This is a genomic window from Deltaproteobacteria bacterium, assembly GCA_018668695.1.
Taxonomy (GTDB): domain Bacteria; phylum Myxococcota; class XYA12-FULL-58-9; order XYA12-FULL-58-9; family JABJBS01; genus JABJBS01.
On record JABJBS010000299.1, the window covers coordinates 1 to 11,557 of the forward strand.

The 11,557-nt window shown below is 49.8% G+C and carries 11 protein-coding genes; 6 read left to right on the forward strand and 5 right to left on the reverse strand.

The window, feature by feature from the left end:
* Positions 1-297 precede the first annotated feature (297 nt).
* The 3 genes from HOK28_15965 (at position 298) to thiD (ending at position 2,925) form a co-directional block, all read left to right on the forward strand.
* On the forward strand, positions 298-864 hold the full coding sequence (locus tag HOK28_15965) for an SIS domain-containing protein (GenBank protein MBT6434596.1): 567 nt from the start codon (positions 298-300) through the stop codon (positions 862-864).
* A gap of 25 nt (positions 865-889) precedes the next feature.
* Positions 890-2,056, forward strand: coding sequence for a beta-lactamase family protein (locus HOK28_15970; protein MBT6434597.1), 1,167 nt, complete (start codon positions 890-892; stop codon positions 2,054-2,056).
* Positions 2,057-2,136: 80 nt separating this feature from the next.
* Positions 2,137-2,925 (forward strand): bifunctional hydroxymethylpyrimidine kinase/phosphomethylpyrimidine kinase, encoded by a 789-nt coding sequence (thiD, locus tag HOK28_15975; GenBank protein MBT6434598.1) that lies wholly within the window; start codon positions 2,137-2,139, stop codon positions 2,923-2,925.
* 1 nt (position 2,926) lies between these two features.
* Here the strand turns inward: thiD and HOK28_15980 are convergent, their stop codons facing one another.
* From HOK28_15980 to HOK28_15995, 4 genes are all read right to left on the reverse strand, one after another.
* The gene (locus tag HOK28_15980) at positions 2,927-5,233 is read right to left on the reverse strand and encodes an MMPL family transporter (GenBank protein ID MBT6434599.1); all 2,307 of its coding nucleotides are present in this window, start codon (positions 5,231-5,233) and stop codon (positions 2,927-2,929) included.
* Between the two features lie 15 nt (positions 5,234-5,248).
* Positions 5,249-6,514, reverse strand: a complete 1,266-nt coding sequence (locus HOK28_15985) for a hypothetical protein (protein MBT6434600.1) — start codon at positions 6,512-6,514, stop codon at positions 5,249-5,251.
* Positions 6,514-7,305 carry an outer membrane lipoprotein-sorting protein gene (locus HOK28_15990; GenBank protein MBT6434601.1) on the reverse strand — a complete coding sequence of 264 codons (792 nt, stop codon included), beginning with the start codon at positions 7,303-7,305 and terminating at the stop codon, positions 6,514-6,516. The genes HOK28_15985 and HOK28_15990 overlap by 1 nt, the downstream gene beginning before the upstream one ends.
* Positions 7,306-7,531: 226 nt before the next feature.
* Positions 7,532-8,185, reverse strand: a complete 654-nt coding sequence (locus tag HOK28_15995; protein MBT6434602.1) for a hypothetical protein — start codon at positions 8,183-8,185, stop codon at positions 7,532-7,534.
* A 97-nt stretch (positions 8,186-8,282) separates the two neighbouring features.
* Between HOK28_15995 and HOK28_16000 the strand changes: the two genes are divergently transcribed.
* Positions 8,283-8,810 (forward strand): hypothetical protein, encoded by a 528-nt coding sequence (locus tag HOK28_16000; GenBank protein MBT6434603.1) that lies wholly within the window; start codon positions 8,283-8,285, stop codon positions 8,808-8,810.
* Here HOK28_16000 and HOK28_16005 read toward each other — a convergent pair.
* Positions 8,807-9,502 (reverse strand): methyltransferase domain-containing protein, encoded by a 696-nt coding sequence (locus HOK28_16005; protein MBT6434604.1) that lies wholly within the window; start codon positions 9,500-9,502, stop codon positions 8,807-8,809. The genes HOK28_16000 and HOK28_16005 overlap by 4 nt on opposite strands.
* A 175-nt stretch (positions 9,503-9,677) precedes the next feature.
* On the opposite strand from HOK28_16005, the gene HOK28_16010 reads away from it, so the two are divergent.
* Positions 9,678-10,340 carry a hypothetical protein gene (locus tag HOK28_16010; protein ID MBT6434605.1) on the forward strand — a complete coding sequence of 221 codons (663 nt, stop codon included), beginning with the start codon at positions 9,678-9,680 and terminating at the stop codon, positions 10,338-10,340.
* 210 nt (positions 10,341-10,550) lie between these two features.
* Positions 10,551-11,557 (forward strand): NAD-dependent epimerase/dehydratase family protein (locus HOK28_16015; protein ID MBT6434606.1); only part of this gene is annotated, 1,007 nt, incomplete at its 3' end.

Below are 11,557 nucleotides of genomic sequence, written 5' to 3' on the forward strand. Positions count from 1 at the left end.
TGTTGGGCATACTATCAGAGTTGTTCAAGAGGATGGCACACGCTCCCGGGCAGGCACCGTTATCAAATCTATCTTTGACCTGGCGCCACTGCTTAGGAGGTCTGATGATGGTTAAATCATGGGTTGGGCCATGCTTCTCTCTTAACTCGGCTGCTGTCGATGGGGTCAACGTGTGGTAAATGTTGGGGACCTTTGTGCCTTGCAGGAGTGCGGAGACGCTAAGGTTGCTACGGTATCATGAAGTGACTATCTGTGGGATTGTTTATTAAAGAGGACATGATGGACCGTAAAGATATTATCAAAAGTCATCTGGTAGAAAGTGCCGCGGTCAAATTGCGGGTTGGTGATGTTTGTATGCCTGCGATCTCCACAGCCATCGATTTGATCGAGAACGCTTTTAGAAACGGCCGTAAATTAATGATCTGTGGTAACGGCGGAAGTGCCGCAGATGCCCAACATATGGCGGCCGAGTTCGTTGGCCGATTGAGTAAGGAACTTGATAGGCCTAGTTTGCCCGCTCTCGCGCTTACAACTGACACGTCATTCCTGACATCCTATTCGAACGACTGTGGTTACGAAGGTGTATTTGCGAGGCAAATAGAAGGATTGGGTAAACAAGGTGATGTCTTGTTAGGAATCTCGACCAGTGGTGGTTCAAGAAATATTTTAGAGGCTATCAAGCAGTGTCAAAAAATGGGAATATTTGTGGTCGTTCTAGCAGGGGAAGATGGATTGCGTGAGGGGACGGCCGACGCTGTGATTGCGGTTCCCAGCAAGAACACCCAGTTTATTCAAGAGTCGCACTTATCTATTGAGCACATTATCTGTGACCAGGTAGAGCAGCGTCTCTATGGTCAATTCTGAGGGGACTGCACTTACGGGGAACTTGATGCGATTCGGGGTGATAATTTGTTTTTGCTTGGTGATGTCAGGTTGTGACACTGCCCACGACTTGGAAGGGGAGCCAGTAGACGCTCTTACTTCATCTCCGGAAACTTCCGAGCCAGAGCATTCCGAGCCAGAAAATGAGCCGAGTGACGGGAGCGATGTTGTAGATGAACCGGTAGATCCCTGGCAGCGGGTTCGAGACCGAATCTCTTTTAGTACCATCCAGTCTCTTAGCTTTGCCGTCGGCACGGCTGATGGAGTTGTTTTCACCCATCACAAAGGTGAATCCACGGCTACCACAGCTTATTCGAGTGCCAGTGCCATCAAATGGGTAACGGCTGCGGTTATTTTGCGACTCGTTGAAGAGGGCTTGTTAGGCTTGGACAATCACCCTCAAGATTACTTGGCGTGGTGGACCGATGATCCAGAGGATGAACGGAGCAGGGTAACCGTGAGGCAACTCTTGTCTTTTACCTCCGGACTTTCTGGAACACCTTTTGGCGACAATACGCCGAGGTGCCTGGAAGACGAGTCCACAACCATTGCTCTATGTGCGCAACAGATTTACGAGAGTGCGTTTAGTTACGTTCCAGGAGAGGCTTACTTTTATGGACCGTCGCACATGCAGGTTTTGGCCGCTATTGCGGAGGCAGCCTCGGGGGAGAGTTGGGCTGACTTATATTCTTCACGGGTCGCTGAGCCTGTGGGAATGATAAATACTGAGTACAATTGGCCCAGTACCGAAAACCCGCGGATATCGGGCGGTGCTCAAACCACCATGCAAGATTTTCAACGTTTTGCAGAATCTATGCTTACGAATGCTTATTGGCCGACAACGTGGAGCGAGATGTTGATAGACCACACAGCTTCACCTGGGGTGACTTTCGAATACAGTCCGATGACCAATGGGAGCCGCGGCTGGCATTATGGTCTTGGGGTTTGGCTTGAGTGCCTTAATCCGCAATGGGACGAAACCTGCGAGAGGGTGGATGTGATTTCTGCATCGGGGCTCTTTGGATTTCATTTATGGCTGGATCTAGCTCGAGGGCATTATGCCGTATTGGCGATGGAAGATTCTTTCAGTGGCTGGTCCACATCAATCCAACTTTCTATTTTATTGCGCGAAGATGTCGCCGCTGCGGTAGCCAGTGGTGAAACCCAGCCTTAACTCTTGACGAAGTCAGTTTCTGGGGCCATCAGTCATTAAGCGTAATCAAACGCGTCGGTAAACGCTGAGGAGTCTGGGTCATGACTATTCCTGTAACACTTTCCGTGGCTGGTTCTGATTCAAGTGCAGGTGCAGGCATCCAAGTTGATTTGCGCATGTTTTCTGCCCTGGGAACCTATGGCACCACAGCCATCACAGCACTCACAGCTCAAAACCCGGGCGAGGTAACTGGAGTGGTGGGGGTAGAGGCGGCCTTTGTTAAGGCTCAGATAGATGCCGTCTTTGCGGGTATGCCCGTACGAGCGATGAAGACTGGAATGCTCTGGTCGGCTGAAGTGATCCAAGTGGTGGCTGATTTCTTGAAAGAGAACCCCAAGATTGCCTGTGTTGTGGACCCCGTGATGATTGCAACCAGTGGCGCAAAGCTTGTAGCCGATGAAGCCATCGAGGTTTACAAGAATTCCCTTTTACCCCGTGCCACGTTGATGACCCCAAATATCGATGAAGCCCAGGTTCTTCTGGATGGTAAGCCAATCGGTGGAGATGACCAAGAAGCAGCTGCACGAGAGCTGAGTAAGCGCTACCGGTGTGCAGTATTACTGAAGGGTGGGCATCTTTCAGGAGATCCTGTGGACCTCTTGTTCGAAAATGGCGAAGTGTATCATTGGAAGCACCCGCGTTTGGAAAACGTAAATACCCATGGCAGCGGGTGTATGTTGGCGGCTGCCATTACAGCGCATTTAGCTCATGGAAGAAGTTTACGAGAAGCAGTGGGAAAAGGCCTGGATGCCGTCCACCATGTACTTGCACACCCTACGGAGCCTGCACAAGGTTTGGCATTGGCAGGCATCGAGTCTTTGAAGGTTTAATCTAAGCTTGTTGCTCGGGGTTTGGTTTGGTCAGCACGGCCAACAAAAAAGTTAAATCCGTGAAGAGCGCCAGTGTCAGGATAATCGCAGTCATAATTCCGAAGTAGATATTCGGTACAAAAGTCGCAAATGCCAGCGTCCCAAATCCTAAAACGAGAATAATCGTGGTAAAGATAAGTGCAGGGCTGGTGTGGGCGAGTACCTCCGCAGCAGCATCCTGTGGGCTTAAACCATCTTTAATCAGCCGGTTGTAGTTGGATAAAATGTGAATGGTATCATCCACCGCAATGCCCAGGCACACGCTCATGACAAGTACACTGCCAATGTCGATTGACTTACCGAGGAACCAGAAAGCTGCGCCGCCGAGTAGTAAGGGGATGCAGTTTGGAAGCAGGGCAATCATACCCATCTTAAAGGAACCGAACACGACAATCAGGAGTATGCTGATTAATACCAGTGCAATGGTAATGGAGCGCACAAAAGACTCAACAACGTAAGGGTTCATGCTTTGGTAAATATTCCCTTTACCGGTAATGGTAATGTCGAGGCCTGACTTGGCAGCATGGTCAGCCACCTCTGCTGCTGTAGCCATCCATCTTTTTGAGTCAGAGATAGTCCATAAGGCGGTCACTCGAATGGCATCGTTCTTTAAAGTGATGCGGTCATTGATGTCCATGCCCTGTGGCAGGCTCATGGTATAGAGAAAAAGCTCTTGGCCAATCATCTCTTTGTTATCCGGCAACTTGTAAAATGCTTGGTCCCCGCCATTGAGCGAGCGGTGAGTGGCTTTGAGTATGTCTACAATTGATAGTGTCCGTGTCACTTCAGGCTTGGCTTCAAGCCATTCTTGAAAGGCCTCGACCTTCTTTAGAAACTCAAGCTCTTTGACGCCATCTTCTTTTTCAGATCGCACAACGATTTCCAGGCCTCGCGCGCCGCCAACCTCTCCCGTAATGAAGTCGTTGGCATCTCGCAGGGCAACGCCCGGTGCGAAATATTGATAGGGGTCAGAATTCACTTCGTTGTTGAGAGTTAAGCCAGCAGCTCCGATTGTGAGAAGCGTAAAGGCATAGATGATGGGTTTACGAAATTTTGTAACTTGCGCGGTGAATTTTGTTGCCCGAGTGATGCGGGTGTGGAGCTTTTCTTGCGGAGCTGGCTTGATCAGAGACGGGAGAATGAAAAGCAGCGGTCCGAGGATAAAATAACTTACAAACCAGGCCAGCAAAACGCCGCAGCCAGCCAGGGTACCCAAACCAGCTAGACTCTTAAGATTGGCGGTGCCAAAGCTGAAGAAACCAATGCTGGTGGATATGCTGGTTAAGAGTGTGGGCAGGAAGTTTTTGGCTAAAGTGTAGTTAGCAGCGGCATTTTTTAGCTTGCCGTCTCGCAGTGCTTGCCGGAAAACGCTGAGAATGTGGACGGAGTCGGCAACACAAATAGCGACTAATATTTGCGGAAGGACGCCGGTGACGCTCGTAATAGGGAAGCCCGTCCAGCCCGACATGGCCATCGCTGGCACAATCGTAAAGACGACGACCACAAGCGATAGTACCGTGCTGACGACGCTGCGTAGGGAAATGAGCAAGCATACAACAATAAGCCCCAGTAGAATCGGCATGAGCCGTTCAAGATCGGTTTGAGTGGCTTCTTTAAAGCTTGCGTTGATGGCCGGCCCACCCACCACATAAAAAGAGTGGTCGCTGCGCTTAAGCTTCTCGCTTAGCGCACGGGCTGCTTCAACAATGGGAGGTGCCTCAACAATGCCCTCGAGGCTGGGTCGGATTCGGGCGTAGAGTAGAGCCGTATTCCCGTTTTTACTGACCAGGTAGTCTGGAAGAACCTCATGAGACATCGCAATCTTTTTGCGATTATCGAGAAGTTCTTGGGTAAGTTCTTGGTCATCCGGCAGGAATGGGTCCACCAGGATATCGTCGCCTTCGGCATGCACCCACGAGTAATTCGATAAAGAGGTGACCCGGATAATATCGGGCATGAGCCACATTTTTTCAGTGAGTTCCTGAACCAGGGAAGCGGAGTCTACGTCGAAAATGCCAGACGGACTATGAACGCCGATGATTAGAGAGTCGTCGTTTCCAAATTGTCTTTCAAAGGCATTAAACTCGAGAAGCATAGGGTCGTCGTCGAAGAAGAAACCTTTATGACTGAAGTCTGTTTGAATCTTCTTCAGGCCCGGCATGATTCCGCCTAAGACTACCAGACCAACTAATAAAATCAGCCACGGGTGTTTGCCTATGGTGTCGACAAATCCTTGTCCGACAAAAGAAGTGGGTTTTGATTGATTCATTAGGTACCTCTCGAATCAAAAGTGTCGTGTAATCTGAATGCCAACATGGTCACTTTGGCGCAGTCTCTGCAATGGTTTCGCATCCAACACGCTAACGGGATCGGCAGTTGTGAGGATGCGAACGGATGCTTTAGCAATCCAAGTTTCACCGATGCGGCGTTCGAAGCTAAAGCTACCTATGAACTCGTCCAGATGTTCTACATCTGCGATGCCGGAAATAATGAAGCTGGTGCTGGCCTCGTCATTGAAGGCGAAGCGGTAGCCAAGCAAGACATCCGCTTGAAACGTGTCCAACATACTTGCTGTCTCACGACTGGTGCCAACTAAGGACTGGCCCTCGAGTAACAACGTTGATTCGGACCCGGCATCGTGAGCAAGCCCGTACTCTAACCCAAATGCGATACGGCCGTGGTCTGGTTTACCATTCGTTCCATCAAGAAATAAAATACCTTGGTCCTCATCTGCAGGCTTATGGAAGATACGCCAAGCGGCCTCCAGTTTGAGAATGAAGCCTTCAACCACGTGCTGATAGGTTCCGCCGACCTGGGTAACGGTCTGGAAAAGAGCAGTGGGAGTATTATCGAAGATAATAACCGAGGGCTGACTGCGGTCTTGGTGATGAATGCCGTGTAGCGAGATATCGGCATTGTCGAAGCTATAACGCCATCTCAGCCCAAACTGGGGCGCAAACCAGCGGCTGGTGAGTTTTCCGGATACATCCATTCGCTTCACGCCCAAGTCTTGACCCGGAGCAAAGGAGAGCCTGGAGGAGGGGGATGGTAAAATCGGCCGAACGAATGTGGGCATATGGTAGAACGTAAATTTTCCAACGGCTGTTTTTACGGCCAACGAAACCATCGGCTCACCGACTTTTTCGTAATTCTGTAAATCGCTATCAAGGTTGCGGCTGTTGAAAATGTCGGCTGGGTGAAATGCTTCTGTCGCCGTCCAGTTAAGGAGGTCGTAACCAACTCTGAGTTTGAAGGGCTTGAATTTCCATTGGGCCCAGGCTTCCTCGATAACCAGGATGGTGCGTGCCGGATCTTGTTGATCGAGGCGCCCGTATACCCGAAGCCGTTCTTTGAAAGATTTGTAGCGGTGATCAATTTGCACCCGTCCCATCATCCCCAGTGCTTGGTCGATGGTCGTTTCGTTGTCGTCGTCTAGGAATAGCCGGCCTTCAAGAGCCAATTCGCCCTGACTTGACCACCCAGCCCAGGCTGGTGTGGCGGCCAGAAGTGCGAGAACGATTGGCAAGAGCAATTGGCGAGCGGGGTGCATCAATCGGCCAGGTTATCGCTGTCGAAGTTTTCTGAATCTACTTCGCTGCCAACAGTTCGTTCGCTCCAAGTAATGACTGACTGCTTTCGGGTCTGGGCGTTGACCATGTTGATTTGACCAACGCGCCAAAATTTACCGTACTGCTTGAACTCCTTGAAACTCGCGGTTTTGAGCAGCTCACCTTTACGGTCGTAATACTCGAGCTTTACAGGAGCGTTGTATCCTTTATCAACCCAGACAATCTGTTTGCTGTATCCGCTACGTTTGTCGGTTGGAATACGCTTCATATGCCAAACATCACGGCCTTCAAATTTCATTTCACCCAGTAACTCGTAGGTGAATTTTTCGACTTCCTGGCTTCCTAAATCCTCGTAGGAGAATTCGCTGCCCATGAAAGAACCAGACTTATTTCGAGAGCTGATGCGCTTGACGCGTTTGATAGCGGGGAGGAAGAGCCACTGTTGGTCGTCGGCTGATTTCTTGGAGTGCGTGAGCATCTTTGTGCCCTTGACGTCTGCTGGCCATTGAAAAATCACGACCGACTTGTCGCCTTCGCCGGAACCTTCAAGGACTTCGCTTTTCATGCGCCGGGTTGTAACGTCGCCGTGCGCGTTGATGAGTTTCATTTCCATAACCGACGCTTCCGACCCAAAGCCTTGATTCGCGAGGTCATTTTTTTTCGCAATCTCGAGGCCAGCTTTGGCTGCATCGGCAAGTGCCCCAGCCGGAGTGAGCGAAGCAGCCATCACTGCGAAAACAATGGCAAGTTTTGCGTTTGGATAAAAATTCACGTGAAAACTCCTCATCAGATTTGGTTCGGCCTACCTTCAAAGCCAAGGTTGGCATTGCCCAGGTGATATTCAACCAGGCAGATACATCGCATAGATCGATCGCTCTTTCCAGGGCTTCATCGGTAAGAGCGATAACCGGTGGTATCTTCTACCGCGCTGATTTCATTTATTAAATTGGCCCATTTAATCGGGCGCTTTGTTGTGGACCAATGTGCGTAACATGTTTTTACCAGTCAGCGAGGCCCTTAAGCTCAATAGTGGTGATGCTCTCACTTGACGCGCTTGGGTTTGCGCCAGGCTCAACGGTGGCCCTGGCATCGCCGCTTATCGTGCCTTCATGCCACGTATTGTTGAGGTAGTAACGAATCCGGTCTGAGCTTGATGTGTCTACTGCGGCTGCATTCCATAGGGCATCAAGAGCTCCAGAAAGCACCTCATGATTTACAATGGCATGGTTTAATCCAAAAGCATGGAGTTGAACTGTTTCCACAAGATTGAGCAACCCGTCTTCGGTGGTCAGGGTAAGGTTCGTTTCAATATTGATATAATTTGTGCATGGTTCATCGAGAGAGAGGCCGTCGTCATATCCATTCAGGACCTTTTCGACCTCTTGGACCGACCCATTAGCGTAGGTGATACGTGCGGTGAGAACGGATCTGCCGCCATTTTCATAGGTGATGGGAACGGACACCGGTTCATTGAGGTTTTCGAGAACCGCTGCCCCAGAAAAGCCTGTGAGGTCGGTGGATTCAAGATCTGAAGGTTGTGTGCCAACAAGCTCACACGGTTGATAAGGCATCGTGGTTACGGATTGGCTACAAGCAACGAGGTACCAAAAGAGCAAGGTGAGCGGTAACGCGTGTATGGATTGTTTCAGCATTGGGAGGCCGCCTTTGTTTTGAAAGGCAGATTGCGGAAAAGCTTAGCATCGTGTTTGATGAATGCTATTCTTCAAACAACCACCTTAGGATTTGAAGATGACACCTCGAATACGAACGATCAAGATACAGTGTTTATGCCTAGGCATAGGGATAATCATGGGCTTGGGTGCAGCGCCAGCCCACGCCGGATATTTTGAAGAGGGAACCACGCGCGCGTCATTGGGATTCGGTACCGGCTCATTTGGGGTTGAACGTTATTTTATCTTGGGACCTGGTGTTGGATTTTTCGTGATGGATGGATTGGAGCTTGAGCTGGGCGCAGAGATTTGGCTCGGCGCCGATCCATCTTTATTCGTCTTGAGCCCCGGGGTTCGCTACACCGTCACGCAGCTTGGTGAATTTATGCCTTATGTTGGGGGCTTTTATAAACATGCTTTCATCAAGGGTGTGGATGATAAGGATATCCTGGGAGCCCGGCTGGGAATCAGTTGGGACTTAGCAGCCAATCTGATCGCCTCAGGTGGCGCCGTTTTTGAGTATGATTTGGGTTGCGAGTCGATTCCAGAGCTAAACGTTAAGTGCAGTCGTTGGTTGCCTGAGGTTGGCCTCGCGCTTCTCTTTTAGGTTTTCTGTGCAAGCACCCAAGTGATGATTGGGTTTTGTGGCTCGTTCTTTCCAGGCATTCGCATGCATGTGTAATCGGGCCAAGTTTGGTTTCCCATCATCAGCATCATGTAATCTAAGTTGCCCCATTGACCAATCTCCACAATTTCGAAACCTGCGGCTTCACAAATGGCTCCAAGCCCGACGGGGGTGAAGCCTGTGTAAAAATGATGGGGTACATCGTGCGGAATGTTGTTGGCGGGGACGTTGGTATAAAAATAGCCACCGGGTTTAAGGTGATGGTTTAGGTTCTCTAGGCATTGAATTGGATTCACGAGATGCTCGAGTGTCTGATTACAGATAATGAAATCGTAATCTTTTTTATCGAGATCTAGCGTGTGAAGGTCGAACTTTTCGGGGTTGTCGAGGTACTCCACGTTGTCGTGATTCTGGGTCGGGAGATAAGCGAGTTCTGGGTCGTTGATTCCGTTGAATGTGAGGAGTTCTTGAGCTTCAAGCTTACGCTCCATACTTATTCTGCGAAACTCCAGCAGCGCCATGACGCGGGGTAGGTCTTTGCCTTCCCAGGTCCAGGTTTGATTGTTGAGTTCTGTTGGAAAGCAGAGGTAGCGGTTCATGTAATCGCGGGTGTGGTTGGGCTCTACAAACTCTTTGTAGATCCGTTCGATATCGCTTGGTTTCAGATTTTGCACGAATGATTTCCTCTTGAATATCTGGGTATCATAAGGAGATTTCGGGGGGGATGCCAGTTCCTATCACACTAAAATAATTGATGATTTGTTCAGTATTGGGTGCATGACCAGGAAATAAAAAAACGATTGTGTTGAATGTCGCTAAAGGATTCGTGGTTTCTGTCGATGAACCTTCATGACTAACTTTGCATACGATTTTGGAAATGGCTTCGCGACCCACCAACTCCTACTTTACGAGGCAGTTCAGCGCACGACTGGACCAGTGATTGAGTTTGGATGTGGCGAAGGCAGCACGGTGATGCTGCATGAACTCTGCAAAGCCACCAAACGAAGGCTCATTAGTGTGGATAACAACCCCGAATGGCTGGGCAAGTATCGAGATAAGTATGAAACCGATTGGCACCGATTCTATTTGGTGTCTCCAGAAGGCTGCGGCGGTAAGTATCACGACTGCACCCACTGGGATCCCTTTTTAAAGACCATCACATCGAGTGATGTGCAGTGGGGCGTGGTTTTCGTTGACCAAGCGCCGTGGGAAGCTCGTACGAAGACGATTCGAGCTATGAAATCGCGTGCCGACTTTGTTGTTCTTCACGATAGTAATTATTTTCCCGAGAATCCTTTTGAGCTGCCGACGGATCATTTCTTTGGTCGCGAGATTCTTCCCTTACTTGGAGCACATGATCCTGGGTACCGGGACTATTCGGACATGTTCGCGCATTTTCATGAGTACTACCCCAAGGAGCCGTGGCCAGACCCGGTCAAAGGGCCTCCTACGCTTCTGGGCAGCGATTTTCATGCTTGTGAGTGGGATTTGGCTTCTATTGAAGGCTCCTAACCTACCTGAAAACCGCAGGTTTTATCGTAGTGCAGCCACGCCTTGAAAAGGTGTAGGCTCTTAGCGAAGTATTTCTTTGTGCCTCAACCAATCCTCACAACTTTATCCTATTGTAGCTTCAGCTTGCTTCTGAGTGCCTTGTATTCTTCAATGGCATGACAGTCGCTCGTAACTGCCTTGATAGGTAAGATTGTTGTGAAGGAGAGCCCAATGTCATTTCCCATTCAAAGTCCGATTACAGTCACTGGAGCCACCGGTTATGTGGCCGGTCATGTCGTTCATCAGTTGCTTGAGCGTGGTGCCACCGTCCATGCCACAGTTCGAGACCCTTCCAATGAAAAGAAAGTTGGGCACCTTAAGAAGATGGGAGAGGAGCTGCCCGGCACGCTCAAGCTCTTTAAGGCCGATTTGCTGGTTGATGGAGATTTTGCCGAGGCCATCGCTGGGAATGAAATTGTGATTCATACGGCTTCGCCTTTTCTCGTTGGTAAGATTAAAGATCCGCAGAAAAGCTTGATTGATCCAGCTCTCAAGGGCACGCGAAACGTCTTGAATACCGTCAACGCCACAGAATCTGTGAAGCGGGTCGTACTCACATCTTCGGTTGTGGCTATTTTCGGTGATACCACCGAATGTGCGGCTAAAGGTGGGGTTTTAACAGAGGAGCATTGGAACGAAACCAGCAGCATTGACCACGCGCCCTACAATTATTCCAAGAGGCTGGCGGAAGAGGAGGCCTGGAAAATGTGCAAGGCTCAGGAGCGCTGGAATATGGTGACGATTAACCCTGGATTTGTCATGGGACCATCGCTTACTTCGCGTAATGATTCTGCCAGTATTGATTTTCTCTTGAGTCTCATCAACGGCAAGTTTGCGGCTGGTATGATGGAATTTTATACAGCCTGGGTGGATGTTCGCGATGTTGCTTTTGCCCACGTAGAAGGTGCCATTCGAGAAGATGCCGAAGGTCGCCACATTCTTTCCTGCGAAGAGATTGGGGTGATGGAAGTGGTTGCAGGGCTCCGAGAAGATGTCGGCTCAAAGCTCAAGCTGCCCAAGCGTCAGGTGCCTAAGTTTATGGGATATCTCTTCGGACCGCTCTTAGGCTTCTCTTGGAAGCATGTTGCCCGTAACATTGGCATTCCCTTAAAAATGGACAACACACGAAGCATTGAGCGATTAGGCGTTGAATACAAACCGCTGCGGATTACCATGAA